The 26,558-nt window shown below is 58.8% G+C and carries 25 protein-coding genes and 1 pseudogene; 12 read left to right on the forward strand and 14 right to left on the reverse strand.

Features of this window, described 5'->3' with window-relative positions; translation table 11 throughout:
• Positions 1-349: 349 nt before the first annotated feature.
• From C7477_RS12140 to C7477_RS12155, 4 genes and pseudogenes are all read left to right on the forward strand, one after another.
• Positions 350-1,054: pseudogene (locus C7477_RS12140) on the forward strand (SDR family NAD(P)-dependent oxidoreductase); the annotation flags it as partial.
• A gap of 95 nt (positions 1,055-1,149) precedes the next feature.
• Positions 1,150-1,692 carry a hypothetical protein gene (locus C7477_RS12145; protein WP_110752467.1) on the forward strand — a complete coding sequence of 181 codons (543 nt, stop codon included), beginning with the start codon at positions 1,150-1,152 and terminating at the stop codon, positions 1,690-1,692.
• 63 nt (positions 1,693-1,755) lie between these two features.
• Positions 1,756-2,172 (forward strand): DoxX family protein, encoded by a 417-nt coding sequence (locus C7477_RS12150; protein WP_110752469.1) that lies wholly within the window; start codon positions 1,756-1,758, stop codon positions 2,170-2,172.
• Between the two features lie 18 nt (positions 2,173-2,190).
• Entirely contained in the window at positions 2,191-2,649 is a 459-nt protein-coding gene (locus C7477_RS12155; RefSeq protein ID WP_110752472.1) for a YHS domain-containing (seleno)protein, read from the forward strand.
• Positions 2,650-2,667: 18 nt separating this feature from the next.
• On the opposite strand, the gene C7477_RS12160 is transcribed toward C7477_RS12155, so the two are convergent.
• From C7477_RS12160 to C7477_RS12180, 5 genes are read right to left on the reverse strand one after another with little or no spacing between them, the layout of a single operon-like run.
• Positions 2,668-3,876 carry a CaiB/BaiF CoA transferase family protein gene (locus C7477_RS12160; protein ID WP_110752475.1) on the reverse strand — a complete coding sequence of 403 codons (1,209 nt, stop codon included), beginning with the start codon at positions 3,874-3,876 and terminating at the stop codon, positions 2,668-2,670.
• A 7-nt stretch (positions 3,877-3,883) separates the two neighbouring features.
• Positions 3,884-5,035 carry an OpgC family protein gene (locus C7477_RS12165; protein ID WP_281032541.1) on the reverse strand — a complete coding sequence of 384 codons (1,152 nt, stop codon included), beginning with the start codon at positions 5,033-5,035 and terminating at the stop codon, positions 3,884-3,886.
• Positions 5,004-6,632: a thiamine pyrophosphate-binding protein gene (locus C7477_RS12170; RefSeq protein WP_110752479.1), complete on the reverse strand. Its 1,629-nt coding sequence runs from the start codon at positions 6,630-6,632 to the stop codon at positions 5,004-5,006. The genes C7477_RS12165 and C7477_RS12170 overlap by 32 nt, the downstream gene beginning before the upstream one ends.
• 9 nt (positions 6,633-6,641) lie before the next feature.
• Entirely contained in the window at positions 6,642-7,124 is a 483-nt protein-coding gene (locus C7477_RS12175; RefSeq protein WP_110752481.1) for a hypothetical protein, read from the reverse strand.
• Between the two features lie 21 nt (positions 7,125-7,145).
• On the reverse strand, positions 7,146-8,474 hold the full coding sequence (locus C7477_RS12180) for a tetratricopeptide repeat protein (RefSeq protein WP_110752483.1): 1,329 nt from the start codon (positions 8,472-8,474) through the stop codon (positions 7,146-7,148).
• 253 nt (positions 8,475-8,727) lie between these two features.
• On the opposite strand from C7477_RS12180, the gene C7477_RS12185 reads away from it, so the two are divergent.
• The 4 genes from C7477_RS12185 to arsC all read left to right on the forward strand — a co-directional run bounded on the left by C7477_RS12185 (position 8,728) and on the right by arsC (position 11,268).
• Positions 8,728-9,342 carry a TetR/AcrR family transcriptional regulator gene (locus C7477_RS12185; protein WP_110752485.1) on the forward strand — a complete coding sequence of 205 codons (615 nt, stop codon included), beginning with the start codon at positions 8,728-8,730 and terminating at the stop codon, positions 9,340-9,342.
• A gap of 90 nt (positions 9,343-9,432) precedes the next feature.
• Positions 9,433-9,999: a sigma-70 family RNA polymerase sigma factor gene (locus C7477_RS12190; RefSeq protein WP_110752487.1), complete on the forward strand. Its 567-nt coding sequence runs from the start codon at positions 9,433-9,435 to the stop codon at positions 9,997-9,999.
• 167 nt (positions 10,000-10,166) lie between these two features.
• A complete protein-coding gene (locus C7477_RS12195; RefSeq protein WP_110752489.1) occupies positions 10,167-10,802 on the forward strand; it encodes an NrsF family protein in 636 nt (211 codons plus the stop codon).
• Between the two features lie 37 nt (positions 10,803-10,839).
• Positions 10,840-11,268, forward strand: a complete 429-nt coding sequence (gene arsC, locus C7477_RS12200; protein WP_181418407.1) for an arsenate reductase (glutaredoxin) — start codon at positions 10,840-10,842, stop codon at positions 11,266-11,268.
• A 73-nt stretch (positions 11,269-11,341) separates the two neighbouring features.
• On the opposite strand, the gene arsK is transcribed toward arsC, so the two are convergent.
• The 9 genes from arsK to C7477_RS12250 form a co-directional block, all read right to left on the reverse strand.
• A complete protein-coding gene (gene arsK, locus C7477_RS12210) occupies positions 11,342-12,592 on the reverse strand; it encodes an arsenite efflux MFS transporter ArsK (protein ID WP_110752648.1) in 1,251 nt (416 codons plus the stop codon).
• Positions 12,593-12,661: 69 nt separating this feature from the next.
• Positions 12,662-13,018: a hydroxyisourate hydrolase gene (gene uraH / locus C7477_RS12215; protein ID WP_110752650.1), complete on the reverse strand. Its 357-nt coding sequence runs from the start codon at positions 13,016-13,018 to the stop codon at positions 12,662-12,664.
• Between the two features lie 28 nt (positions 13,019-13,046).
• Entirely contained in the window at positions 13,047-13,565 is a 519-nt protein-coding gene (gene uraD / locus C7477_RS12220) for a 2-oxo-4-hydroxy-4-carboxy-5-ureidoimidazoline decarboxylase (protein WP_110752493.1), read from the reverse strand.
• A complete protein-coding gene (gene puuD, locus C7477_RS12225) occupies positions 13,552-14,817 on the reverse strand; it encodes a urate hydroxylase PuuD (protein WP_110752495.1) in 1,266 nt (421 codons plus the stop codon). The genes uraD and puuD overlap by 14 nt, the downstream gene beginning before the upstream one ends.
• A gap of 44 nt (positions 14,818-14,861) precedes the next feature.
• A complete protein-coding gene (gene xdhC, locus C7477_RS12230; protein ID WP_110752498.1) occupies positions 14,862-15,683 on the reverse strand; it encodes a xanthine dehydrogenase accessory protein XdhC in 822 nt (273 codons plus the stop codon).
• Positions 15,683-18,022, reverse strand: coding sequence for a xanthine dehydrogenase molybdopterin binding subunit (gene xdhB / locus C7477_RS12235; RefSeq protein WP_110752652.1), 2,340 nt, complete (start codon positions 18,020-18,022; stop codon positions 15,683-15,685). The genes xdhC and xdhB overlap by 1 nt, the downstream gene beginning before the upstream one ends.
• Before the next feature lie 2 nt (positions 18,023-18,024).
• The gene (xdhA, locus tag C7477_RS12240) at positions 18,025-19,509 is read right to left on the reverse strand and encodes a xanthine dehydrogenase small subunit (protein WP_110752500.1); all 1,485 of its coding nucleotides are present in this window, start codon (positions 19,507-19,509) and stop codon (positions 18,025-18,027) included.
• 221 nt (positions 19,510-19,730) lie between these two features.
• The gene (locus tag C7477_RS12245; protein WP_110752502.1) at positions 19,731-20,549 is read right to left on the reverse strand and encodes a glycosyltransferase family 2 protein; all 819 of its coding nucleotides are present in this window, start codon (positions 20,547-20,549) and stop codon (positions 19,731-19,733) included.
• Positions 20,550-20,639: 90 nt separating this feature from the next.
• Positions 20,640-21,932, reverse strand: coding sequence for an oligosaccharide flippase family protein (locus C7477_RS12250; RefSeq protein ID WP_110752504.1), 1,293 nt, complete (start codon positions 21,930-21,932; stop codon positions 20,640-20,642).
• A gap of 327 nt (positions 21,933-22,259) precedes the next feature.
• Here C7477_RS12250 and C7477_RS12255 point away from each other — a divergent pair, with 327 nt between their 5' ends.
• The 4 genes from C7477_RS12255 to C7477_RS12270 are packed head-to-tail and all read left to right on the forward strand — an operon-like array spanning position 22,260 to position 26,499.
• Positions 22,260-23,393, forward strand: a complete 1,134-nt coding sequence (locus C7477_RS12255) for an N-acetyl sugar amidotransferase (RefSeq protein ID WP_110752654.1) — start codon at positions 22,260-22,262, stop codon at positions 23,391-23,393.
• On the forward strand, positions 23,390-24,004 hold the full coding sequence (gene hisH / locus C7477_RS12260) for an imidazole glycerol phosphate synthase subunit HisH (protein ID WP_110752506.1): 615 nt from the start codon (positions 23,390-23,392) through the stop codon (positions 24,002-24,004). The genes C7477_RS12255 and hisH overlap by 4 nt, the downstream gene beginning before the upstream one ends.
• Before the next feature lie 3 nt (positions 24,005-24,007).
• Positions 24,008-24,763, forward strand: coding sequence for an AglZ/HisF2 family acetamidino modification protein (locus tag C7477_RS12265; RefSeq protein ID WP_110752508.1), 756 nt, complete (start codon positions 24,008-24,010; stop codon positions 24,761-24,763).
• 11 nt (positions 24,764-24,774) lie between these two features.
• Positions 24,775-26,499: a family 78 glycoside hydrolase catalytic domain gene (locus tag C7477_RS12270; protein WP_110752510.1), complete on the forward strand. Its 1,725-nt coding sequence runs from the start codon at positions 24,775-24,777 to the stop codon at positions 26,497-26,499.
• The last annotated feature ends 59 nt before the right edge of the window (positions 26,500-26,558 follow it).

Here is a 26,558-nt window from a genome sequence, read left to right on the forward strand (position 1 = left end):
TGGTTAAGCTTGCAAATTTAACTAAATTATCGACAGCCTCCGCAACCCAAAGCCCGAAGCGCCGAAAGCAGCCACGGCCCAGGCCGGATGCTTACGAATATAGGCCAGAACCCGGAATTTGGTTTTGTCCGTGAGTTGAAACAGCTCCCGAAGAAGCTCAATAATATAAGATAGACGCGGTTCGGCGTTAAGACCTGCAGTCATATTGATCGCTCCCCTTATTATTCAATAAACAATGCTGCATTTAAGATTCCAGCGGACTAATTAATCAATCCATGGAATTATAATTTTCGAATAGGTGGTTAAGCTTACATGTTTAAATAACCACTGAAGTCCAGGACCGGACTCGTTTTGTGAGAAGATTATTCAGCTCGGTTCAATCGATATAATTATTAACAATGCTGGAATAATGGCAACTCCTGAACGATACGTCGGCAAAGGCTGGGAATCTCAGTTTGCTGTAAATCATTTGGGACATTTTGTTCTGGTAAACAAGCTATGGGGTGTCATTAAAAATTCGGGGCGTATAGTCTCCGTATCGTCAGCGGGCCATCACCATTCTGATATCCGATGGCAAGACATTTCCTTCAATACTGGCTACGATAAATGGATAGCATACGGACAATCCAAGACGGCGAACGCCCTATTTGCTGTTCATTTGAATCGGCTGGGTGAAAAGAGAGGAATCCAGGCATATTCCGTTCATCCTGGAAAGATATTCACCCCCCTCCAGCGTTATCTCTCTCAAGCTGAAATGACGCAGGCGGGCTGGCTTGATGAGCAAGGGCGCCCCGCTGACCCCACGTTTAAATCGCCGGCTCAGGGTGCTGCTACTCATGTTTGGGCAGCCACATCGGAACTGCTTAATGATCGTGGAGGCGTCTATTGCGAAGACTGCGAGGTTGCACCGGTCGATGACGGCGATGTTCCTTCGTTTGTTGGCGTCCGACCGTATGCGGCTGATCCCGAGCATGCTGAACGACTGTGGCGACTTTCAGCCGAGTTGACGGGCATCGATATCATTCGACGGCCAGCGGTGGGCTTTCCCAAATGAACCGGGCTGCAAAATAAACGAAGATCCTTTGTAACAAGGGCCTGCATTTCTACGAATTGGTAGGCAGCAAGAGACGATTACAAGGGAGCACCCTCATGCTGCAATCAATCACGTGCCCAACCATCGGCCATGCTGGCGTTCATCATTTCGGAGAAGGCGCGGCCGTGTGGGGGCAGACGATCACTCCGAGCATTGCTCATCTGGTTGAGGCGCAGCGGGAGTTGGCGATCGATTATTCCCGGATACGCCCCGGCATTGTATTCGAGACCGTGTCGAGTGTTGCGATGCTTCCCCATGTCATCGATGGATCCACGTTTCGCGCGCACGTCGAAAGCACGGCGTTTCGCCGCGCCGTTGTTCGACGCGAAGCAGCAGTGGAAGCCTTCGTTCGCTGCGATGCCGGCGCCGATTGCTTACTGAAGCTTTGGGGCCATGTCGCATCGCAGCGGTCAGATCACTTGGTCGCTACCGACGATAAAGATGCCGCCACCGTACCTGTGATTTTCACCGTGGCCTTCTGGGAGATCTCGCGTGCGCCTGACGCCCGCATGGAGCAGATGATCAGGGAAGCTTCCGAGAAAGATCGCAAAATCCGGGAACTGGAAGGGAAGGCGGCGCTCTCGATGTGTTCGCAATGAACCCATTGTTCGGGCAGGCGCACGCAGTCGTAGAATTGATTGTTCCATATGAGGGAGTTTACCATGCAGAATTCAGACAGCCCGACGATAAAGAATGAGGCGCCGCCGCGGTGGCGTCAAATCGGACTGTGGACCGTCAAGCTTCTCCTTGCCGCGGTCTTCATCGCCGCCGGCTGCGCCAACCTCTACGGCGTGCCGATGCTCGTTCAGAACTTCGAGCAGATCGGGCTCGGGCAGTGGTTTCGGTATTTCACCGGAACACTCGAGCTGATCGGCGCAGCCGCGCTATTCGTCCCGGCTGTGGCCTCGCTCGGCGCGCTTCTGCTCGCCGCGATCATGATCGGCGCCACCTTGACCCATCTCTTCGTGCTTCCGGGCTCGCCCGTTCCCGCAATGGTGCTCTTCGCTCTGAGCATGATGGTAGCCTGGGCGCATCGTGACGAAAAAAAGGCGGCGTTTTTTCGTCCAGCAAAAGGATAACTCCATAAGGATAACTCCATGGTGATCTCATCACGGTCCATTCTGCCGTTTGTCGTTGCTCTTACGCTTTCCTCGGTCTCTACCGCCTTTGCCGCCGAGATTTTTACGACCAATGGCGTGGCCATCAACGGTTATGATCCTGTTGCCTATTTCACCGACCACAAGCCGGTGAAAGGATCGGACAAATATTCGGCAACCTATCAAGGAGCGACGTTCCGCTTTGTATCCGCCGCACATCGCGATGCATTCTCCGCCAATCCCGGACATTTTGCTCCGCAGTATGGCGGCTATTGCGCCTTTGGAGCGGCGCAAGGTTACAAGGCGTCGACAGAGCCCCAAGCTTTTACCGTGGTCGATAACAAGCTCTACCTCAACTACAACGACAGCGTCCTCAAGACGTGGAAGCAGGACGTCAGCGGGTATATCAAAAAGGCCGACGCAAACTGGGGTAAGGTCAGGGTACAACCTGATCCATAAGTCCCGATGGCGGCCCAATCAAGTCCGGGCAGCTTCGAGCATCGTGAGCTCGCGAAGGATGGCTTCCTTATCCTGATCGACATGCGGCGGCGCCCGATCGAAGCGAACCGGAGTTGCGGACATCTTCAGCGGGTTGCCGAGCAGGCGGACGGTTTGTCCGTCCACTGTTTCCATGGGCATGATCATTTCACGCGCCAGCGTATGCGGATTGGCCACGACCTGATCGATCGTGGCGACCCGGCCTGCAGGGATTTCGGCATGGACAAGACGCTGCTCCCAGTTTTCGGCGGTGTCGGCTTGCAGAGCCTCGGTCACGAGCCGGTCCAGTGCATCGACATTCGTCACCCGATCCCGGTTGCGGCGAAACCGCTCGTCGTCGGCCAAATCAGGAAGGCCGATCGCCGCGCTGAATCGGGCGAACTGCTGATCGTTTCCGACTGCGATAGCGATGTCGCCAGCAGCCGTTGTAAAGGTCTGGTAGGGAGCGATGTTCGGATGCCGGTTGCTGATCCGTCCGGGCACCTTTCCCGAAACCAGGTGGTTCGTTGCAGCATTGATGAGCCAGGCAACTTGCGTGTCATAAAGCGCCAGGTCGATATACTGGCCTTCGCCGGTGCGGTCGCGATGGCGAAGGGCGGCGAGGATGCCGACGGTCGCATACATGCCGCACATCACGTCCGCAATCCCCAGGCCGACCTTGAGGGGCCGGCCACCGGCCGTATCGCTTTCGCCGGTGATGCTCATGATACCTCCCATCGCCTGGATGAGGAAATCGTAGCCAGTTCGCTCGGAGTAGGGGCCTGTCTGGCCAAAACCGGAAATCGCGCACCAGACGATATCGGGCTTGATCTTGCGGATATCCTCATAGCCCAGTCCGCGCCGCGCGAGATCGCCCGGCTTGTAGTTTTCGACGACGACGTCCGATATAGCCACCAGCCTCTTGACGAGAGCGACGCCGTCATCGTTCGCAAGATCGATGGCGATGGATCTCTTGTTGCGATTGGCTGCGAGAAAATAGGCGCTGAGATCGCTATCGCTTCCATCGGGGTTCGGCACGAAGGGGGGCCCCCAGCTGCGCGTATCATCGCCGGGTCCCGGTCGCTCGACCTTGATGACATCGGCTCCGAGATCGGCGAGAAGCTGGGTCGCAGTCGGCCCTGCGAGGATGCGGGAGAGATCGAGGATGCGCAGCCCTTCGAGGCTTGCCGGTTTCTGATGGTCGGACATGAGTGCCTTACGATTTCCACGGTGAGCTTTTGAACCAGCGCACCAGATAGGCGGCGCCGATGAGTGTGGCAAAGCCGAACAGGTTGCCGACGGCTTCCGCCAAGGTGGTTCGCCCTGCGTGATCGAGCGCGATGCCTATCGGCTGGGCGATCACCATCCCGGTGATGAACACCGCGAGCGACTGTTGGCCGATCACGGTCAGGACACGCACCATGGGTCCGCGCAACCGCGCCCCCTTTTCACCGACGAGATGCACGGCGATGTAGCAAAGCGCCATGAAGTGGACGAAGCGCAGAAGGCCGAAATCGGTCTTGTCAGTGAGGGGAAAAAGCGTGTTGGCGGCCATTTGGAAGGCTGGATAGGCTTCTTGGAACCGTACCCAAGCAAACGGCACGGTCAGGATCACAACGACAACCGCAAACGCCATCAACCTAGGATCGAAGCCGGGGGCCGGAAGGTTGCCGCGCATCAGGAAGAAACCGGTGAAGAACAGCAACTGCCATCCGAAGGGGTTAAAGAACCATCGGCGGTCCGACCAGGACTCCGCCGGCAGGCCGGTTAGGTCGAACTGAGTTGCCAGCCACAAGGCAACCATCATGGCAAACGGCAGGAAGCGATGGATTTTTGACGCAAGGATCATCGCCGGCATCAATGCCAGAATGACGATATACATCGGCAGAATGTCGAAATAGTTCGGCACGTAGGTCAAGGTCAGCAGACCGACCAGCAGATGGCCCGGGTTCTGGATGAACGGCGCGAGGTTCAGGCTTTCGACGTAGGTGACGCCATCATATCGTGTCCCCGCGACGATCATGATGGCTGTGACGGTAATAAAGACGGCGATATGAGCCCAGAAGATCTGCCAGATGCGTTGCGCCACGCGTGCTATGAGGGCGACCGGACCGTTGCGGTCGAAAGTCGATCCGAAAGCGACGGCGGAAGCCATCCCTGATTGGAAGACGAACATCTCGGTCGCGTCTGAAAAGCCGAAGCGGGCCGGGATACAGAGCGCCCAGTTATTGTTGGGGATATGAGCGAGCAGGATGATGAGCATGCCGACGCCACGAAAGAAATCAAGGCGCGGATCCCGCGGACGCTTTATCCTGTGAACGGCCGGCTGGGCAGGTTCAGAAGGCGCCGTCGTATGCGCTTGCGTCAAACCTGCAGGCGATGAGACTGAAGCCTTTGCGTTTATCGGCTGCTTCAAGCTCGTTACGAAATTCATCCTCATTCCCCACATTCACACCGTAACCGCCGAACCCTCGCGCGACAGCGGCAAAATCCGTTTCACCGAGCGTGACGCCAGCCGGAGGCAAGCCGGCGGATGCCTGCTTCATGGCGATCAGCGCAAGGCTGCGATCCTGAAACAGCACGATCGTCAGCGGCAGAGCGAGATCGCGAACGGTCGCAAGTTCGCCGATTCCCATTTCGAGGCCACCGTCGCCCATCACCGCAAATACCCGCCTGGACGGATCGGCGACCTGGGCGCCGATTGCGAGGGGCAGCGCGGCATTCATGGTGCAGAACCCCGCGGATTGGAGCAGCGACAGCGGTTTTGCAGCGAGCCATTTCTGCGATAGCAGAATGCGGTGAGCCCCGCTGTCTACGGTGACCAGGCTGTCATCGCCTGCCGTCCGGTGCAGGTGGTCGATGATCGCATGAGGCCCCCACGCAGTCCTGGTCGAGAAGATGTTATCGAGCTCCATTTTCGCCTTGGCAGGCTCTGCTCCGATCCAGCTTCTGCGCTCGGTCACCGCGCCGTTCAGCGCCTGCAGCAAGGTCTTGGGATCGACGGAAATTCGGGCGCCGGCATGGTGCATGCCGTGATCGGACACCGCTCTGGTGATATCCACCAGCTTGTCGCGGTCCGCAACGAAATCCAGCCAGCCAAGGCGCATCTCGATCGGGTCATAGCCAACCATAAGCACGAGATCCGCAGCTTGAACGAGGGGAAGCAGAACCCGGTCGGCGAGCGGCGACAGGCCGGCTCCCCCCAGCGACAACGGGTGATCCTCTGGGAAGATGCCCTTCGCTTTATATGTCGTGAGCACCGGAGCGCCAATCGTCACTGCCAGTTGCTGCAATGCCGGTCCGGCACGGCTGCGCGCTGCTTCGAGACCCGCCAGGATCAACGGCCGTTCGGCTGTCCGGATTCGCTCTGCCAGGAAGCGAACGGCGGGATCCGTGACCGAAGCCACAGCGCCGAATTGCGCCGGCGGAAAGATCACGGTCTTGCCGGGGCTGGATGCCGCGGCCACTGCCGGCGAGAGATCCAGATGCACCGGCCCCATGGGTTCCGCCGTCGCGATCGCCAAAGCCCGCGCCACGGTCGAAGCAACGCTTTCCGGCTCGACTTCGAACGATGCTTTCACGACAGGGCGCAGTAGTTGCGCATGGTTGATCACCTGATGCGTGTAGCGGGCGCGTGTCTCCCGATCGACGATACCGGATATGACGATAAGGGGAATGCGCTCCTGAAAGGAGTCGGCGATGCCGTTCACGGCGTTTGCAAGGCCGGGACCGACGGTCGTCACGAGCAGCTCGGGGTTGCCGCTGATCGTACTGGCACCCGCCGCCATGATGGCGGCCGACGTTTCGTGACGGGCGAGGTGAAAGACGATTCCCGCCGCCTGCAACGCATCGATGAGCGTGACGACCTCGCCGCCGGGCACGCCGAACGCATGCCGGACGCCATGCGCGTGAAGTGTCCTGGCGAGGATATCGGCGACACGCTGGTCAGAGGTGATTTCGCGCATGGCCACGGGCTAGCGTTCCATCGTACGAACGACGAACGCAACGACGGTGCCAAAAAGCATATGTCCGAAAAGCGATGCCCAGGTCAGCGGGATGAAACCGAGGAAGGGCGGCTGCCCGCCGAAGAGATGCGCCATCACATAAAGAGCGAATATCCACAGACCGATTCCGAACCCGATACCGGTCAGGAGGAGCGGCAGTTTTGGAAATATGAGCCGCTGCAGTGGACGGGCGATGAACAGATAGCCGATCGGATAAAAGACAATGCCTACGATGGCATGAATGGCCTCGGCGGCCAGCCGGTTGTTGAAACCGAACACCGACTGGACAAGAGCGGCCGGTTCCAGCGCTCCACCGACCAGAAGCGGCGTGATCAGGCGCGCCCAGATTTCCCAGGTGATATCGGCCGCAAGCCCGGAAAATATGATCGTGCGTACCAGGCCCGGCTGAATCTCGGGAAAGACGCTGGTTTTTTGCATTTCCATCATGGACATCAAGGTTTTTCCTTCTTGGAGTCAGGCCGATAAGGCCATGCCGGACGAGTATTCAATGGATCTGAAGAGACGGTCTTCGGCTTTGAGACGTTGACGAATCTGGCCAATGCGCGACACACCGGCATTGTCTCCGCCGCCGCCAACCGCCTTGGCGAGCGCAAGGACAAAAAAGTCGCGCTGCGCGTTGCTGCCACCGATTTTCGGGAGGTTCGCCACCATTTTTTCAAGCACGCGCCGGTCAGCCGGCGCATCCAGTCCCGCCAGAATGCGCGCCATCGGCGCGCCGATTTCCGCGGCGATGCGGGCCTGATCATCCGTCCCCATTGCCTTTGCATCTATCTGGGCGACGAGTTCTTCCACGCCGCGCCGGTCGCCGACGGCGACCATTGCTGCGAGGTTGTGAAGAGCGGCGAAAATCAGCGTCGTATCTGTCCGGCGGCGGTAAGCGACTTCGGCGGCCTCCATCCAGCGGCTGCCGACATGTATCCCCGATTGCTCCATTCGCCACAGCAGCGAAACGGCATTCGCCATGTCACGGAAATCGTCGGTCTGTTGCGGGCGAACTTCATCGTCGTAAATTTGCAGGACGCGGTCGTGATCGCCGCGTTCCAGATGCAGCAAAGCGAGATGCCAGGCCATGTGGAAAGAGAAATTGTTGCAGCGCGACCAGGCCTTGCGGCTATTTTCCAGCCAGTCGATCCCTTCGGCGGTGTCGCCGCGCATTTCGAAGACATGCGAAACGGCGTGGAGGCCCCAGGAATCGTCGGGCTGCAGGCTTACAGCTCGCTGTCCAGCAGCGAGCGCCTCGTCGTAATATCCGTGTTCTTCAAGCGAGAAGGCATGGCATCCAAGAAAAAACCCGGCGGCCGGCGTACCAGACCCCAGACGATCAACGGCCCGCGTACTCGCCCCCAGCATGCCCGCGGCATCACCAAGCATGAAACGCAGCGCATGCGAGATCTTGAACGGAAGAAAGGCTGCACTGCGATCCTCGAAGCCATGGTCCAGAAGTTCCGCAGCATGCGCGAAGGAGCCGTTAACCGCGGCATCCAGGGCTTTGACAAGAATTCTCTCATCCCCGGTGCCTCCGTCCTTGCTCGCCATTGCGGCGCGCGCGTCCTGGAAAGCGGCAGCGGCAGGTGCCGTAAGTTCAGACTTGGCGAGGATCAGGTTCGCAAAGCCCTTTAGCGCATGTCCAGCGACGTGATCCGGATCTGCAGTGAGCGTTGTTTGGAGTGCTGTACCGACGTTTGGGCGATGCGCTGCCAGACCGAAAACGGCGCTTTCGAAGGCCCTTTGCGCTTCGTGGCTGTCAGTACTGGTCATGAGGCCGTAAGCATCGCGTTTCATCCAAGTGCTCCCTGACGAAGGACGTCGGCAGGGAACCTATCGGGTCCACTGCTTGTCGTCTGACAAACCCATTACGGGTGCACCGCAGTGGTTTGTTACAGGGAGGCTTTGATTTTTTGCCTCGATGCGACCGTCTCAGACATCCAGCTGGCAGTAAGCGCAGTGCGGTTGCGTTTTAACTCGCTTGTTCTAAAATACACCACGAATTTCGAGGCCATTGTGTCTGCGGGATTAATTTTTTGAGAGGCTGACAATGGCCCGGCCAAGAGAATTCGACGAGGAGAAGGTCCTGCTAAAAGCCGTGGAACAGTTTTGGGAACACGGATACGAAGCAACCTCAATCCGGGATCTCGCCACGGCGATGGGGCTGACCACTGCAAGCGTCTACAACGCGTTTGGCGACAAGCGAGCGGTATATCGCCGTGCCCTGGACTTTTATGTGGAGCGAAGCTTCGGGGATCGGGTGGGCCGGTTCGAACAGAAACCGCCGCGTGAGGCTATCGGCGCGTTTTTCGATGAAATTATCGACAGGTCACTCAACGACGCAAAACGAAGGGGCTGTATGCTCGTCAATTCCGCCCTGGAGGTTGCGCCGCACGATCCAGAGTTCCAGCGCGTTGTCGCTCATGTTCTTGTGGAGGTGGAAGCATTCTTTCGACGTTGTATCGAGGCTGGTCAGGCAGACGAGACGATCAGCCGCGATCAAGCTGCGGACGACTTGGCCCGCACATTGCTCGGAACACTTCTGGGAATTCGGGTCCTGGCAAGAACACGACCGGAAAAGGATCTTCTCGAAGGTCTGATCAAACCCATTTTCACCCTTTTGGAACCACGCGCAGAACGAAAGCCGTACAATGCCCTGGTATAGCCGATCTCATGTCTCGAAAGCGGGACAGGCCAATAAATGGATGACGTTGTGTAACAAAGTCGAGTGTTTCGACGAATTGGTCGGTATCGGATGAAAAATCTGGCGCGCGAGGAAGAGTGGGCCTCCTGGATGCGCTCCGCAATGGCGGGCGACAGTAAGGCCTATCATAAACTGTTGAACGCAATCACTCCGTATATACGGGTAATGGCTCGCAAACGGTGTGAACAGTTCGGCGCGCCGGCGAGCGAGGCTGAGGACGTGGTGCAGGAAGTGCTGCTGGCAATCCATCTAAAGCGGGGAACATGGGACATTGCGCGACCATTGGGGCCCTGGATTTCGGCGATCGTGCGCAACAAGCTCATCGATAGCCTGCGGCGACGAGGCCGCAATATCAATGTGCCGCTGGAGGACGTTATCGCCTCACTGGAAAGTGACGAACGTGTCAGCGTGTCCGACCGTATCGATATAGAACGGATTCTTGGTCGATTGAAAGATCCGCAACGCACGATCGTTCGGTCAATTTCGATCGAAGGGGTCAGTGTGCGTCAAACGGCGGAACAATTGAAGATGACCGAAGTGGCGGTTCGCGTCTCGCTGCATCGGGCTTTGAAAGCGTTGGCCGCTTTTTATTCGGAGCGAGCCAATGAAAACGGATGATCTGAGCGCCAGGCCCCAGTTCGACACGTTGCTCAACCGGTTGCGCGCGACCGAGGAATGGCAGTATGTCGAGCGAGAGGTTGAAATCCGTCTGCGGATGCGAGACCTGGGTACCAGGATGGGCAGAGTGTAATCGCTTATTTTGTTGCGAGCAGGAAAGAAGTCGCGTGAGAACAGACGACCTGATCAATCTGATTGCGCAGGACACCCGACCGCCGGTCGAAGTCTCGAAAGCGCTTTTGCTTGCTCTTGTCATGGGAGCCGCGACATCGTGCGTGCTGTTTTTTGCCGTTTTGGGATTTCGCCCTGACGTCGCGGACGCTATCGAGACTGGGCGATTTGCATTCAAATTCCTGGTCACGCTCTCGCTTTTTTCGATCGCTTCGTCATTGTTGAGCGCCATGGTCCGTCCGGGCCAAGGGGCGACCGCCCGACGTTGGCTGTTGCTTCTCGTTCCGATCCTGCTGCTTGGAGCCGTGATCGTAGAGTTGATTGTTACGCCATCCGGTTTGTGGGGCGTCCGGCTCATCGGCAGCAATGCCGTGCATTGCCTGATCGTGATCCCGCTTCTGTCTTTCTTTCCAGGCGTGTTTTTATTTCGGGCCATGAGAAACGGGGCTCCGGACAATCCGGGACAGGCCGGCGCCATCGCCGCGCTGGCGTCAGCCGGAATTGCGGCCACCCTCTATGCCTCCAACTGTCCCGACGACAGCCCTTTGTTTGTGGCCATATGGTATTCAGCCGCGACCCTGGCAGTCGTTGCGATTGGATATTTCGCAGGTCTCCGCTTTCTTCGGTGGTAGCCCCTGCCGTTTCCCGAACCATCATCAGCGAAAGGCAATGAGCATGGATGTCACGATCTACCACAACCCGGCCTGCGGAACGTCCCGTAACACGTTAGCGCTGATCCGCGCGGCGGGCATTGAACCGGCCGTGATCGAATATCTCAAGGAACCGCCGACGCGCGAGCAGCTTGCGAAGCTGATTTCGGACGCGGGGCTGAATGTTCGGCAGGCGATCCGTGAGAAGGGCACACCCTATGCCGAACTCGGGCTCGATAATCCTGAACTGACTGATGAACGGTTGCTCGACGCCATGATTGCCACCCCGATCCTGATCAACCGGCCATTTGTCGTGACACCGCTCGGCACAAGGCTGGCGCGTCCGTCGGAACTCGTTCTCGATATTTTGCCGGAGACGTTCAAAGGACCTTTCTTCAAGGAAGACGGCGAGCAGGTTCTGGACCCGGAAGGAAAGCGCATCGCCTGATACATTCCCCGCGTTGTACACGGAATATCTGCATCCAGCGGATCTTGAGGCCCTGCGCCCGGCTTTCTCGAAGTCAATTTGACGTGTCGGCGGTTTGCTTCGCCGCCACTGCGACGGCGGCAAAGGCAACGATGCCGATGGAGCCAAGGGCGGCGTTCGCCAGGAGCGAAGCACTTATGCCCAACTGCTCCATCGCCGCCGCAAAGACGAAGGGGGCGGCGGCACCGGCAACCAGCCTTGCCGCTGCCATTTTGCCGGTGAGCGCGCCGTAACCCTCCGATCCGAACAGATATAAAGGCAAGCTGCCCTGTGCGATGCTGTTGATGCCCGATCCGAGGCCGAGGCAAAGCGAGAAGGCGACGGCCCCCGGAAGCTGACCGCCGGACAGCGCCAGAATAACGATGCCGAAGACCATGAGCGCCGCTGATATGACAGCCAGGCCCGGTGGAGCCAGCCGCGTGCCGAAAATCATGTTGATCAGGCGGCTTAAGACCTGCGCCGGACCGAATAGCGAACCGATGACGACGGCGGCGCTTCCAAGACCAAGCGTACCCAGCATCGGCACCATATGCGCAAGCATCGAGGTCAGGGTGAAACCCAGAAATGCAAAAACAGCTGACACAATGACGACCGCACCGCGCCGCCGCTCCGGCGGGATTGCGCCGGCAACAGACTCCCGCAGCGGTTTTTGTCCTCCAGCTACGGCGGCCTTTCCAGTCCGCCTGATCCAAAGGTGCAGCGGCAGGCAGACGAAAAGATTCAGCCCAGCATAGGCGAGATAAATTTCGCGCCAGGACATATAGCTCAGCAACGTCGCCGAAATCGGCCAGAAAATCGTGGAGGCAAAGCCGGCGATAAGCGTGAGATAGGTAATGCTTCTTGAGGCGGACCGGGGCTCGGCTTCCACCAGCGCAGCGAAAGCGGCCTGATACTGGACCATGCCGGATGACATCTCCAGCAGGACGATCGCGAGCGCAAAGATCGCCGTAGACGGCGACCAAGCACAGAGGATCAGGGTCAGAGCAGACAGGACCGAGCCGATTGCCATCACAGTCGCAGCACCGATGCGGTCCAATTGCCTGCCGATGTAGGGCGCTGTCAAACCGCCGGCGAACAGCGACACGGAGAAGACGGCAAAGACCTGCGCCAGGGTCAGGCCGAAATCGGCCGCTATTCCAGGTGCCAGGATGCTGAAGCTGTAATAGAGGCTACCATATCCGATGATTTGGGTGAGGCCGAGCGCGCAGACGGTGCCGACGGGTACCTTCGGGTTAGGCAAGGGACAAATCCTCGCTGGGAGTAACTTCTGTTGTACAGCACGCATCGAACCGCTCGATGCTTTCCGGGTGTTGGAATGCCTCATACAGCAGTTTTCCGCAACCAGGTCCGCTGTTTAGCTTCCGCGATATGTCGAGTAGCCAAATGGCGAAAGCAGGAGGGGAACGTGATAGTGCGCCTGCTCATCGCTAATGCCGAAGCGGATCGGGATCACATCCAGAAAGGGTGGTTCGGAAATCGCAAATCCCTGGCGCCGCAGATATTGCCCGGCATGGAAGACGAGTTCGTACTCGCCCGTGCGGAAATCCGCACCGGAGAGGATCGGGCCGCCGTCGATGCGTCCGTCGCTGTTGGTCACGACGCTCTTCACCTTTTCCCGCGCCTCGCCCGTCAGGCGATAGAGGTCGATATGCAACCCCTCGGCGGGAATTCCGAGGGCCGTATCCAGAACATGCGTCGTCAGTCCGGTCATGGATTTGGGCTCCATATATCGTTCAGGTTTAGGGAAGCATGGAAGAAAGGCGTAAGCGCGCGATCTTTTCGACCTCAGCCGTCGCGGTCGAAAATTCCTCGTGGCGGCTGTTGCCGATCCGCCTTTCGAAGGCGGCGAGGATGGCATCCCTATCGAGGCCCTTCACCGCGATGATGAAGGGGAAGCCGAATTTTTCGACATAGGCCGTATTGAGCGCGGTGAAGCGGGCATGCTCGGTGGGGCTCAGGCGGTCGAGGCCGGCGCCGGACTGTTCCTCCCGGCTGTCCCGCGTCAGTTCGCCCGATATCGCCAGCCGCCCCGCCAGGTCGGGATGGGCGCACAGCACACCGAGACGTTCCTCATCGCTAGCCGCCCGGAAGCTGGCGACGAGCGCCGCATGCACATGGCTGGCGGTGAGGGCGCCGGTCACGAGGCTGGCAGCATAGGCTCGTTCCGCGATAAAGGGCGAGTGCTCGAAGACGCCGCCGAAACGGGAGACGAATTGCTGGCGCGAGATACCGGGGGCATTGATGTCAGTGTCCGGCATCCGCATTCTCCTTCTTCGGCTCGTTGACCGAGGATTCATACCAGGCGACGAGCACCGCGCGCTCCTGCGGCGTGATGCCGGTGACGTTGCCCGGCGGCATGGCATGGCTACGGCCTGCCTGCAGATATATTTCACGGGCATGGGCGGCGATCTGGCCGTCCGTTTCCAGTTTCACCGATTTCGGCGTGAAATGCACCCCTTCCCAGACCGGTTCGGCGGCGTGGCACATGGCGCAGCGCGTCTGGACCACATCGCGAGCGTTGGCGAAGTGGGCATCATCGGCAAAACGCTGCTGGATGGGGGAGAGCGCGGCTGCCTTTTCCCGCTGTTCGCCGGTCAGCACCTTGGGCACGGTGGAAAGCCACATGATGATGATGAAAAGGATCGCCGTCACGAGCCATGTCCAGGTCGGCTCCCCTTTGCGGGCATGGATTGTGTTGAACCAGTGGCGGATGGTGACGCCCATCAGGAAAACCATGGCCGCGATGACCCAGTTGAACTGCGTGGCGAAGGCCAGCGGATAGTGGTTCGACAGCATGAAGAAGATGACGGGCAGCGTCAGATAATTGTTGTGCAGCGAGCGCTGCTTGGCGATGCGCCCGTATTTCGGGTCGGGCGTCCGCCCCGCGATGAGGTCGGCGACGACGATCTTCTGGTTGGGAATGATGATCAGGAACACATTCGCCGACATGATGGTGGCGGTGAAGGCGCCCAGATGCAGGAAGGCGGCGCGGCCGGAGAATACCTGCGTATACCCCCACGCCATCGCCACCAGCGCGGCGTAAAGCACTGCCATCAGCCCCCATGTGTGGTTGCCGAGCGGTGACTTGCAGAGGAAATCGTAAAACAGCCAGCCTATGGCGAGCGATGCGAGCGACAGAAAAATGGCCTGAACCTGAGTGAGATCCAGCACCGAACGGTCGATGAGAAACAGATCCGCGCTGCCGTAATAGACGATGCAGAGCATGGCGAAGCCGGACAGCCAAGTGGCGTAGCTTTCCCATTTGAACCATGTCAGATGCTCCGGCAGCTGCGGCGGCGCGACCAGATATTTCTGGATGTGGTAGAACCCGCCGCCATGCACCTGCCACTCCTCGCCATAGGCCCCAGGCGGCAGATGCGCCCGTTTGACGAGCCCCAGGTCGAGCGCGATGAAATAGAAGGATGAGCCGATCCAGGCGATGGCGGTCGTCACATGCAGCCAGCGGACGGCAAAGGCCATCCATTCCCATGCGATCGCATATTCATACATGAAGGAGGTTCCCCTTATTATTTTTATTTCGACGGAATTCCCGGCTAAGTACCCCGCTCTGAACGATAATTTTCAAGGGCGGTCAGAACTTCCGCCACCGTCATCGCGGCGATGACTTCCGGGCGTTTGTTCTTGACGGCTCCGCCGCCGATGGGGAGCGTCAGGCGGGAGAGCCAGTTTTTGTCCCCGTCACCCTCATGCGCCAGCCAGCTGGAGAATTTTGCGCGCTTGGTGAGCGAGCCGATCATCCCTGTATAGGCAAGATCGTCCCGCGCCAAAGCTTCGCGGGCGATCAGGAAATCGAGGGCGTGGTCGTGGGTGACGATGATGAGCGCGGCAGCCGGCGGGATCGTTTCGACCAGCGCCTCGGGTATGGCGGTGAGCCGGGTGATTATACGGTCCGGCAAGCCGACTAGTTTCTCTTCGCGGGTTTCGATCAAGGTGAGCGAAAGGGGGAGAGGGGCCATGGCGAGCGCCAGCGCGCGGCCCACATGGCCACCGCCGAAGATATACACCTTCGCAAAGGTCTCCTCCGCAGCGCGGCACCGGGCTTGAAGCTCCTCGATGATCGTATCCGTGACTTTTCGAAAGCGCAGTTGCGCCCGCCCGCCGCAGCATTGGCCGATTTCGGGCCCGAGCGGGATATCCATGGCCTCTACCCCGCCATCACCCTTTATAAGCTTGCGGGCATTTTCCATGGTGCGGTATTCGAGCTGGCCGCCGCCGATGGTGCCCAGGAAGCCGTCCATTGCAACGAGCATGAACGCGCCGGCCTCCCGCGGTGTCGAGCCTTGGGCGGCTGTGATCTCGATCAGAACGGCATCGGGGTGGTCAGCGAGAAAATGGCGAAGGGAAACTACGGGCATCAAGCCATCCCCTTCAGTCGCTCGACCGCCATCAGCACCCGTTCCGGCGTGGCGGGGCTATCCAGACGCGGGCAGACGCGATAGTCCGCGACGCTGGCGACGGCCATGGACAGGGCTTCCAGAACCGAAATCGCCAGCATCAGTGGCGGCTCGCCGACAGCCTTGGAGCGGCCGATGGTGGGCTCGAGATTCTGCGACCATTCCGCCAGCTTCACATTGAAGATCTTCGGCCGGTCAGAGGCGAGCGGAATTTTGTAGGTGGAGGGGGCATGGGTGCATAGCCGCCCCGCGGCATCCCACCAGAGTTCCTCGGTCGTCAGCCAGCCCATGCCTTGCACGAAGCCGCCCTCTACCTGACCGGTGTCGATTGCCGGGTTCAACGACCGGCCAACGTCATGAAGAATGTCCGTGCGGTCGACCAGATATTCGCCGGTCAGCGTATCGACCGACACCTCCGTACAGGCCGCGCCATAGGCGAAATAATAAAAGGGCGTGCCGCGCCCGGCCTTCCGGTCCCAATGAATCTTCGGGGTTTTGTAGAAGCCGGCAGCTGAAAGCTGCACACGGGCGAGATAGGCCTGCCTGATGAAATCCGGGAAGAGAACCTCATCATGGCCGACGCGCACGCGGTTCGGCAGGAATTGCACCTCCCCGGCGCTGACGCCCCACTTTCGCGTGGCGAAGGCGACGAGGCGTTCCTTGATCTGCCTGCTAGCGTCGAAGGCCGCCATGCCGTTCAGGTCCGAGCCCGATGAGGCGGCGGTGGCGGAAGTGTTGGGCACCTTGCCGGTCGTCGCCGCGGATATCTTCACCCTGTTGATATCGACCTGAAAGCTGTCGGCGAGCACCTGCGCCACCTTGGTGTAGAGGCCCTGACCCATCTCGGTGCCGCCATGGTTCAAGTGGATCGAACCGTCCTGATAGATGTGCACGAGGGCGCCGGCCTGGTTGAGAGCCGTCATGGTGAAGGAAATGCCGAATTTGACCGGCGTCAGCGCGATGCCCTTGCGGACGACGCGGCTGGAGCGGTTGAATTCCACGATCGCCTCGCGGCGCGCCCGGTAATCGGCGCTTTCCTCAAGCTCATCGACGATGCGGTGGATAATGTTGTCGCTCACCTCCTGATGATATGGCGTCAGGGTTCGCCCCGATCCGGGCTGGCCATAAAAATTGGCGCGGCGGATATCGAGCGTGTCCTTGCCCCGCGCATAGGCGATCTCCTCGATCATCCGCTCGGCACCGAGCATCCCCTGCGGGCCGCCGAAACCGCGAAAGGCGGTGTTGGAGACTGTGTGGGTCTTGAGAGGCTTCGAAACCAGACGCACGTGGGGATAATAATAACTGGAATCGGCATGGAACAGCGCGCGGTCGGTGACGGGTCCCGATAGGTCGGAAGAGAAGCCGCAGCGGGCGGCATAGGCCGCATCGACCGCCTCGATGCGGCCCTCATCGTCGAAGCCAACCTCGTAATCAACGAGAAAATCATGGCGCTTGCCGGTCGCCACCATATCCTCGTCGCGGTCCGGGCGGAACTTGACGGCGCGGCCAAGCGTCTTGGCGGCGACAGCGGCAAGCGCGGCGAACAGGGACCCTTGCGTCTCTTTGCCGCCGAAGCCGCCACCCATGCGCCTGACATTGACGGTGACCGCATTGGAGGGAACGCCCAGCACATGGCCGACGATGTGCTGGATCTCGCTCGGATGCTGCGTCGAGGACCAGACGGTGACCTCCTCATCCTCGCCGGGGATTGCCATCGCAATCTGGCTTTCGAGATAGAAATGCTCCTGTCCGCCAATGCGCATCCGCGCCTTGATGCGGTGCTTCGCGCCGGCCATCGCGCTTTCCGGCTCGCCGCGTTTCAGCGTCATCGGCTCGCAGACGAGAGGAGAGCCATTCGCCAGCGCGCCGTCGATGTCGGTCCAGTGCGGCAAGTCGCGATAGTCGATCCTGGCGAGGCGCGCCGCGCGCCGGGCGGCCTCGCGCGTTTCGGCGATCACGGCGAAGATCGGCTGCCCGTGGAATTCCACTTTGCTTTCGGCAAGGAGCGGCTCGTCATGCATGCCGCTGGAGCTGGTGTCGTTGGCGCCGGGGATGTCCCGGGCGGTGAGAACGCGAACCACGCCCGGATAGGCCGTGACAGCGGAAAGATCGATGGCGATGATCTCCGCATGCGCCCGGTCGGAGAGGCCGAGGGTGCCATGGAGAAGGCCCGCCGGTTCCGGTAGATCGTCAATGTAATCGGCCGCGCCCGTGACATGCTTATGCGCCGAATCGTGGGGCTGCGAGGCATGCATGGGGCCGTCTATGGATTCGCGTTTCTCAAAGGCCGATTTGTCCATGATCATCCCTCCGCAGCGGCAAAGCGCTTCAATTCCTGCGGCGCGCCTGACGTTTCCAGATAGAAGCGGAGAAGCAGGTTTTTTGCTGCCAGCTGCCGGTATTGCGCGGTGGCGCGCCAATCGGTCAGCGGCATGTAATCGGCCTCGAAGGCGAGTCGGGCGGCAAGCACCGTCGCCTCCGTCCACGGCTTGCCTATGAGTTCCGCCTCCACCGCGCGGGCGCGCTTCGGCGTGCCGGCCATGCCACCGAAGGCGATACGGATGCCGGCGACGTTGCCTCTGGCGTCAAGAGATAGATGGAACGCGCCGCATAGCGCTGAAATATCTTCGTCGCGGCGTTTGGATATCTTGTAGACGGCAAAGCGGCTGCCTTCAGGAGGGTAGGGGACGAAGACGCTTTCGACAAATTCGCCGGGTTTGCGATCCTGCTTGCCATAGCCGATGAAGAAATCCTCCAGCGGCAACGTGCGGGTGCCTGCCGCCGAGCGCAGCGTCACTGTCGCGCCGAGCGCGATCAGCGGCGGCGGCATGTCCCCGATCGGCGAGCCGTTGGCGATGTTGCCGCCTGTCGTGCCCATGTTGCGCACCTGCTCGCCGCCGATGCGGTCGATGAGACGGGCAAGCGCCGGAATTTTTTTGGAAATCACGTCAAAAGCGCGATTATAGGTGACGCCCGCGCCGATCTGGACGCCGGTCGCTTCCGCCTTGATCTCCTGCAGTTCGGTGAGATGGTTGATGAAGATGACGGGGTCGAGCCTGCGCATTTGCTTGGTTATCCAGAGGCCCACATCGGTGGAACCGGCGACGATGGTCGCTTCCGGATGCTCAGTGAGGATATGCGCAAGTTCGGAAACGGACCCCGGCACGAACAGGCGGTCTCCCTCGGGAGAGCGCATGGAGATAGTGCTGTTGCCCTGCAGCGCCCCGAGGCGGGCGGCAATCTCGGCACGCGCCTTCTCAAGCGGGTCGAAAAGGGCGCTCGGCCGCATCTGGCTCACCTGTTCGGCTGCCTTGATGATCGGCTCATAGCCGGTGCAACGGCAGAGATTGCCCTGGAGTGATTTTTCTATCTGCGCCCGGGTCGGCTTTTCCGTCGTCAGCCAGAGCCCATAAAGGGACATGACGAAGCCCGGCGTACAGAAGCCGCATTGCGAGCCGTGGCAATCGACCATGGCCTGCTGCACCGGGTGCAGCGTTCCATCCCTGGCAGCCAGATGCTCGACCGTCACCACATGGGTCGCATGCAGCGAGCCCACCAGGCGGATGCAGGCATTGACGGTTTCATAGACCAGCTTGCCCTCGATGAGCCGCCCGACGAGCACGGTACAGGCGCCGCAATCGCCTTCCGCGCAGCCTTCCTTCGTGCCCGTCAGCCGCCGCCCCAGCCGGAGAAAATCGAGGAGGGTCTCGGTCGGACGCACACGGTCCAGCGAGATTGCCGTATCGTTTAAAACAAACTCGATGCTGCGTGGCTCCCATGTTGTCATGATTTACTCATCCTCAGGCTGCAGCGAAAACGTGAGGGTAATGGAGAAACTCGCGTTCGAACAAGAGTGATCTTCACCGCGCCTGCGGGGGGCGGTGAGACACAGTGCTGATTGACGCGGCCCGGGTTCTTGGCGGTAAAGGATTTCAGCCGTTTCCATCCGGCTGGGTTTCGATTGTCCGCCGAGCGTCAAGGCGTTCCGCGCAGCGCGGTAACGGCATGCTACCCTATGATTTTGACGTATTTCCGATATTCCCTGTGAGCGTCACGCGCCATTTCCCAGCGGCGTTTGCTGGGCAACTGGTCCAGCGACGCGTGCCACAGATGGCGAATTGTCAGGCGGGGGTCGTAATATATTTTTTCACCAACGTCGCTGAGCTGCTTGCTGAGGAAATACTCCTCCGACATCATGAAAGTGGGCGCCCACAGCTCTTCGAAGAGTTCGAAAAAACGCGGGCCGAGCAGATAAACGGAGCCATGCCCCTGATAGATATGACGGGCGGTTTGCCATTCCAGTTCGTCGCTACGATCGGAAATCCGGCGCAATTTCTTCGCCGCCATCTGCACGAACATTCCTATATGATAGTTGCTGTAATAGAGATCGTAAAAGACCTCCCGCATTTTCGATATATGAGAAATGACGTGGGGATTCTGGTGCTCGCCATCGCCTGTCACGATATCGGGCGAGATCACAGGGTGAATTCGCAACTCTTCCGCGAGCCGCTCCAGGCTGCCGACGAAGTCCTCGGGAAACTCGAGGTCGTTGTTGCCGACGACCATCCACTCCACGTCCGGACGAATTTCACGCAAATGGCGGATGCCGACATTAAGCCCACGAAAATATCCCAGATTCTCGGCAAGACAGATAGTCGTGACGCCGGGCCCCTCAAGTTGCCGGAGCTTTTCCGCTTCCTCGGCGGAAGACGCGTTATCGACGATGACGGCATGAACATCGTGCCCCTTGTTGGCTCGTAGTGTCTTGACCGCCTGTTCGGTAACAGCGCTGTTGTTGAAGTTCGTGCAGACATATCCGATTTGCATTATTTCCCCGGTCGAGCCGATGTTGAGTGCGAGCTTTGTTTTATCCGCATGATCTTATCCGAAAAGTCTGCAACTTTTCGGGATCGTGCTCTAGTAGACGAAATACCGCCGGGCAATCAATGCCAGCAACAAGGTTTCGGCCAAAACGAAACAAATGGCTGAGCCGGTAACACCCATCACCGGAATTAGACAGAGATTGACGGCAATACTGGCAATGCCGGTGAACATGACCGCAACGAGCAAATAGCTGCGGGCACCGAGCGCATTGAGGCCGGCGCTTCCAAACATGAAGTTGGCAACACCGGGAAAGCACGCCAGGCTCATAATGGCGGCTAATCCGGCGACTTGTTCGATGTCTTTGATTTGCGCTATCGCTGAAATCGAAGAGCCGAGGATCCAATAGCCGCCGAACACGCCGGCGACGATGCACAGGACCACCGCAACCTGCGGCATGGTTATCCTGAAGATGCCCATGAAAGCCGCGCGGGACGGTTTTGAATTCGCTTTTGCCACCGCCAGGGCCCTCGGAAAGAAGAACTGGTTAACCGGACGGATAGACGCCTGAATGGCTTTGACCAGCTTTTCCGCCACCGAGTAAGCTGCAATTCCCGTGCTTGGCACACCAAAGATTCCGAGCAGCAACACGTTTGCGTCCCGATACAAGGTAACGCCGACATTGCTCAGGAAGACCTCTTTTCCGCGCCAGATCCAGGAAGCGATCACGCGCGGCGCGGGAGCTTCCAGCGTCAGTCCGAATTTCCGCAACGCGTAGCCTGCCGCAATAACGGCCCCTGCAAGATACCATATCCCGATAATGCCCGGTACAAACGCGTAATCACCGGGTTGCCGGATGGTCATGACAATCGTGATCACGGCGCCGGCCCTGGAAATCAAGGAGATGATGGCTAGAGGAAGATTTCGTTCCAGCGCCTGGAAAAGCCAAGTCGGCTGGATGGCATAAGCCAGGCTGACAAGGGACCATTGGAGAACCAGCATGGAAAGCTGTGGATTGATGAGGAGGACTGCCGCCTCCAGAATACAAAGACCGATCGCGTAGAATGCGATCCGCGTCATCAGTATCTCCGAATGGACGACCGAGATGCGCTTCTTATCGCGCACAGGAGATATCCCTACGATCTCGGCCACTCCATCGATATCGAAACTGTAAATAACGAATGTAAGGAGGAACAGAGACAGGGCTTCGGCAAGAGCGACCTGAGCATATCCTTCCGATCCGACCACGGCCAGCAAAAACGGATAGATGATGAGCGGCGACACCGCATTCGCTACCTGGATGGCTGCCAGGGATCCGATATTGAGGAGAGCATGCTTAACTCCCCGCCGCGGCTTGGATACAGTGTCTTCGGCGTTCGTTTTTTCCATGGAATATCTGCAGGCGTCACTATCCGAAGGAGGAACCGGTCTCAGCGGCGGGTTGGTTTGTCGGGATTACCGAGACCTGTTTCAATGGTCCGATACGGGGTCCGGTGCGGCCCTTCCTTTTTTCGGAGAGCCTCCTTAAAGACATGAATGTCATGCTGTGGTTCGTCGCCGTCCGGCGTCAGTCATACCCTAATTTTCGGGCAGATCAATCGGCCGATTCCAGTGGAGGTTAAAGGACCGCACTTGACGCGAGCCGTCCACCATGATCAAGCCATCTATCTTTCAGCCCGGTGCCAAGGCCTTATGACCGCCAAAACGGATGACCTAATGAGACCTTATCAAGTCTGCTGCAAATGCGTGATGGATACCAGTGATTCCGCGATCCAGTTCGATGCGGATGGGGTTTGCGATCATTGCCGAAGCTTCGAGAAAGACGTGCTGCCAAACTGGCATCCCTCGGAGAAGGGGAATGCGATGTTTCGCAAGACGGTGGAGCAGATACGCGCCTCGGGCAAGGGAAAACCTTTCGACTCGATCATCGGTTTGAGCGGCGGGCTGGACAGTTCATACCTGCTGCATCTGGCGGTGACCGAATTCGGCATGCGGCCGCTTGTTTTTCACGTCGACGGCGGCTGGAATACCGACATTGCCGTCAACAATATCCAGATGCTGGTCGAGAAACTGGGACTGGACCTCTATACGGAAGTCATCAATTGGGAAGAGATGCGTGATTTCCAGTTATCGTTCTTCAAGTCCGGGGTGCCGCATCTTGATATTCCACAGGATCACGCGTTCATAGCCACGCTTTATCATTTTGCCAACAAGAATAACATTAAATATATCTTGAACGGCGGCAACTACGCTACGGAGTGCGTCCGTAATCCGCTGGAGTGGTTGTATCATGGAACCGACATGGCGCAGATAAAGGATATCCAACGCCGTTTCGGGACTCGAAAGCTGAAAAGCTATCCGTTCAGCAATATTTTATATCATAAAGGGTATCTGCGGTATATCCGCGGGATAAAGGTGGTAAAGCCACTGAATTACATGGAGTATACAAAGGAAATCGCGTCAAAGACGCTCTCTGAAGTTTATGGATGGCGGCCGTATCCGCAGAAGCATTTCGAATCGCGGTTCACGCGCTTCTTCGAAGGTTACTGGCTCCCCACGCGCTTTGGATATGATACCAGGCGTGTGCAGTATTCCAGCCTGATATTGACCGGGCAGATGACGCGTGAAGAGGCGCTTGCGAAGCTTGCCTCGCCGGCCTTCGATCCTGCAACCATCGACGAGGAGTTCGAATATATCGCCACCAAGCTTGGCATAAGCGTCGATGAGCTGCGCAAGTACCATGAGATGCCGTTGAAAACCTATCGGGATTACGCCAACCAGCAATGGCTGTTTGATTTGGGATCCAAGGCGCTCAAGGCGCTCGGCGTAGAGAGGGCGGTAAAACGATGATCGCGATCGTCGATTATGGATCAGGGAATATTTCTGCCATCGCCACCATCTACAAGCAATTAAAGGTCCCCTTCACAGTGACCGGCGATCCGAAGCAGCTGGCCGCGGCGGACCGATATATCCTTCCCGGCGTCGGAGCTTTCGACACGGTCATGGCCGACTTGGCGAAGGGTGGAATCATCGAAGTGCTCAACGAACAGGTTATGGGGAACGGCAAAAAGGCGATGGGCATTTGCGTCGGCATGCAGATTCTCGCCAGTTCCAGCGATGAGGGAGAGAGAAACGGTCTCGGCTGGATCCCGGGCCGCATCCGGCGGATCGATGCCAGCACCATCAAGATGGCGCCAAAACTGCCTCATATGGGCTGGAACTCGATTTCGACACGCGGCGAGGTGCCGCTGCTGCGCGACGTGGATTGCGAGCGTGGCTTCTATTTCCTGCACAGCTACTATTTCGACGCTGACAATGATGAGGACGTTATTGCGACGGTGCGCTACGGTAACGACACTGCCTGCGCCGTGGCGCGCGGAAACGTTTTCGGTCTGCAGTTCCATCCGGAGAAGAGCCACAGCAACGGCGTGGCGGTCTTCCGGAATTTCGCGGAGGCCTGAGACATGCTGCGATCCCGTATCATCCCCTGCCTGCTCATCCACGATGGCGGCCTCGTCAAGACAGAGAAGTTCAAGCCGGGAAAATATGTAGGCGACCCGCTCAATGCGGTGAAGATCTACAACGAGAAGCAAGTCGATGAATTGATGCTTTTGGATATCGATGCAAGCGTCAGCGGGCGCGAGCCGGACTTTGGCCGCTTGCGTAACATAGCGGTCGAGTCACGCATGCCGCTGTGCTACGGCGGCGGCGTGACGACCGCCGATCAGGCTGCGAGGATCATCGGGCTGGGTTTTGAAAAAGTCTCCGTCAGCGCGGCAGCATTCGCCCGTCCTCAGCTGATCCGCGAAATGGCGACCGCAGTCGGCAGCCAAAGCGTGGTCGTGACGATCGACGTCAAGAAGAACGCCTTTTTGCCGGGATACACGATCTATACGCATAACGCCCGCACCAAGCAGAAAGTGCCCTTGGCCGATTTCATGCGGCAGGTCGTTGATCTCGGAGCCGGTGAAATTGTCATCAACTCGATCGACCGGGACGGCACCATGAGCGGCTATGATCTCGATCTTGCGCGACATGCGCGAAATACCGTCGATCTGCCATTATCTTTCGTCGGTGGCGCTGGTTCGGTGGACGATTTGCAGGCTCTCATCGATGCTGTCGGCGTCGTCGGCGCCGGTGCCGGAAGCCTCTTTGTTTTCCGGGGAGCGTACCGCGCGGTACTGATCAATTATACGCGTCCTGAACGTCTTTTGCCGTAAAGGGAGAAGCCATGCTCGTTCGGCGACGCCATGTTCTCTCCGCATTAGCCGGCGCGACGATTCTAGCAGGCGGCGCGGGATATTTTTTTTCGCGTCCGGCATCAACGACCGTCTGGCGACCGGTAACCGCGAAGCGGAGCCGGCAGGATGGCGCCGTCCATTTCGTCGATTTCGGCAAGGTCTGGTTCGGCAACATCATCATCACTCCCGATGATGAAAACAAAGGGACGCCTGTCATTCTCCGATTGGGTGAAAAGCTTGGAACGGACGGGCGCATCGACCGCCATCCGTTCGGCACCGTTCGCTACTACGAGATTCAAACGACACTCGGCGACGTTCCCTTTTCTCCTCCTCTCACGCCTGCGGATCTGCGTGGCATGGAAAGCGGCAAACCGGCAATGCCGTTTCGCTACGTGGAGATCGAGGGATGGCGCGGCGCTTTGCCCGAAGGGGCAGTGACATTGGAAAGTGTCGTATCCGATAAATACGAAGCGCGAGGGGGCATTACCTTCACAAGCGGCAGCGAGACGGCCGCGCAGCTCAATCGCCTGATGGAGCTCGGTGAACACACCATGGCCGCCACCAGCTTCATGGGTCTGTTCGTCGATGGGGACCGCGAACGCATTCCCTATCAGGCGGATGGCTATATCAACCAGCTTGGCTGGTATATGACGACCGGCGATTGGACCGTGCCTCGCCGGACGATCGACGCGCTGTTCAAGGCGCCGACATGGCCGTCCGAATGGATGGTGCAGCTGATATTTATGGTCTGGGCCGATTATCAGGCCACAGGCGACAAGGATTACCTTGCAGAAATATTCGATCGGCTGAAAATCTACACGCTTTTCTGGTTCGTCGACGATACGGGTCTCGTCAACACCACGAACAAGGCGCTGGCTGACAATTTCGCCAGGCGGACCAAAGCCGATTATCTGGAAGACATCGTCGATTGGCCTCAAGGCGAACGCGACGGGTATGACATGCGGCCGTATAATACGGTGGTCAACGCATTCGTTCATGCCGGCTTTGTTCTTATGGCTGCGATGGCGGATGAACTCGGCCGGCCGCGCGATGCTAACACGTTGCGGGGTACTGCGGAAAAGCTGCGATTGAAAATCCAGGAAAAGCTCATCGACAGACAGCGCGGCATATTCGTGGATGGTTTGGGTTCCACGCACGCCGCAGCGCATTCGACATTCTTCCCGCTGGCTTTCGATCTGGTGCCGCCGGAGCAGGTAAATGCGTCGCTGGCGCATATCGAGACGCGTATCGCCGCGCATGGCGGCGGCTTCCCCTGTTCCGTCTACGGAGCGCAATACCTGCTTGAGGGGCTGTTCCGGCACGGGGCGGGCCACATTGCATTGCCGTTGATGCTCAACCGCACGGAACGGGGATGGCTGCACATGATGGACAAGTATGATGCAACCGTCACGCACGAAGCCTGGGATGTGAAATTCAAGGAAAATATCGACTGGACGCACGCTTGGGGAGCTGCATTCCTTGATATCACGCAGCGTTTCATTCTTGGCGCCCGGATGCTCGCGCCCCGCTGGGCTCGCTGGACGCTTCAGCCGGACCCCTGGGTTGCGGAGTCGATGCGCGCCACGATACCGACGCCGCATGGAACCATCCATGCGGAAGTGGACGCTCAGAATAGAACCATCACGGTTCAAGCCCCGGCGGAGACGAAATTCCAGCCGCCTGCGGGCGGCTACTGGAAAGTGCTAAACGTGTAGCCGCATCGGAGGGCCGCACCTTGGCTTTTGCCGGTGCATCGAACTGACATTCCCAGACA

Origin of the sequence: Paramesorhizobium leguminum, assembly GCF_003217235.1 — a bacterium.
Classification (GTDB): Bacteria; Pseudomonadota; Alphaproteobacteria; order Rhizobiales; family Rhizobiaceae; genus Paramesorhizobium; species Paramesorhizobium leguminum.

Excerpts from the sequence above, each read along its gene's own strand:
- C7477_RS12145 (WP_110752467.1), top strand. The coding sequence starts at position 1,150 with ATGCTGCAATCAATCACGTGCCCAACCATCGGCCATGCTGGCGTTCAT.
- C7477_RS12150 (WP_110752469.1), top strand. The coding sequence starts at position 1,756 with ATGCAGAATTCAGACAGCCCGACGATAAAGAATGAGGCGCCGCCGCGG.
- C7477_RS12155 (WP_110752472.1), top strand. The coding sequence starts at position 2,191 with ATGGTGATCTCATCACGGTCCATTCTGCCGTTTGTCGTTGCTCTTACG.
- C7477_RS12160 (WP_110752475.1), bottom strand. The coding sequence starts at position 3,876 with ATGTCCGACCATCAGAAACCGGCAAGCCTCGAAGGGCTGCGCATCCTC.
- C7477_RS12170 (WP_110752479.1), bottom strand. The coding sequence starts at position 6,632 with ATGCGCGAAATCACCTCTGACCAGCGTGTCGCCGATATCCTCGCCAGG.
- C7477_RS12175 (WP_110752481.1), bottom strand. The coding sequence starts at position 7,124 with ATGTCCATGATGGAAATGCAAAAAACCAGCGTCTTTCCCGAGATTCAG.
- C7477_RS12180 (WP_110752483.1), bottom strand. The coding sequence starts at position 8,474 with ATGAAACGCGATGCTTACGGCCTCATGACCAGTACTGACAGCCACGAA.
- C7477_RS12185 (WP_110752485.1), top strand. The coding sequence starts at position 8,728 with ATGGCCCGGCCAAGAGAATTCGACGAGGAGAAGGTCCTGCTAAAAGCC.
- C7477_RS12190 (WP_110752487.1), top strand. The coding sequence starts at position 9,433 with ATGAAAAATCTGGCGCGCGAGGAAGAGTGGGCCTCCTGGATGCGCTCC.
- arsC (WP_181418407.1), top strand. The coding sequence starts at position 10,840 with ATGAGCATGGATGTCACGATCTACCACAACCCGGCCTGCGGAACGTCC.
- arsK (WP_110752648.1), bottom strand. The coding sequence starts at position 12,592 with ATGCGTGCTGTACAACAGAAGTTACTCCCAGCGAGGATTTGTCCCTTG.
- uraH (WP_110752650.1), bottom strand. The coding sequence starts at position 13,018 with ATGACCGGACTGACGACGCATGTTCTGGATACGGCCCTCGGAATTCCC.
- uraD (WP_110752493.1), bottom strand. The coding sequence starts at position 13,565 with ATGCCGGACACTGACATCAATGCCCCCGGTATCTCGCGCCAGCAATTC.
- puuD (WP_110752495.1), bottom strand. The coding sequence starts at position 14,817 with ATGTATGAATATGCGATCGCATGGGAATGGATGGCCTTTGCCGTCCGC.
- xdhC (WP_110752498.1), bottom strand. The coding sequence starts at position 15,683 with ATGCCCGTAGTTTCCCTTCGCCATTTTCTCGCTGACCACCCCGATGCC.
- xdhB (WP_110752652.1), bottom strand. The coding sequence starts at position 18,022 with ATGGACAAATCGGCCTTTGAGAAACGCGAATCCATAGACGGCCCCATG.
- xdhA (WP_110752500.1), bottom strand. The coding sequence starts at position 19,509 with ATGACAACATGGGAGCCACGCAGCATCGAGTTTGTTTTAAACGATACG.
- C7477_RS12245 (WP_110752502.1), bottom strand. The coding sequence starts at position 20,549 with ATGCAAATCGGATATGTCTGCACGAACTTCAACAACAGCGCTGTTACC.
- C7477_RS12250 (WP_110752504.1), bottom strand. The coding sequence starts at position 21,932 with ATGGAAAAAACGAACGCCGAAGACACTGTATCCAAGCCGCGGCGGGGA.
- C7477_RS12255 (WP_110752654.1), top strand. The coding sequence starts at position 22,260 with ATGAGACCTTATCAAGTCTGCTGCAAATGCGTGATGGATACCAGTGAT.
- hisH (WP_110752506.1), top strand. The coding sequence starts at position 23,390 with ATGATCGCGATCGTCGATTATGGATCAGGGAATATTTCTGCCATCGCC.
- C7477_RS12265 (WP_110752508.1), top strand. The coding sequence starts at position 24,008 with ATGCTGCGATCCCGTATCATCCCCTGCCTGCTCATCCACGATGGCGGC.
- C7477_RS12270 (WP_110752510.1), top strand. The coding sequence starts at position 24,775 with ATGCTCGTTCGGCGACGCCATGTTCTCTCCGCATTAGCCGGCGCGACG.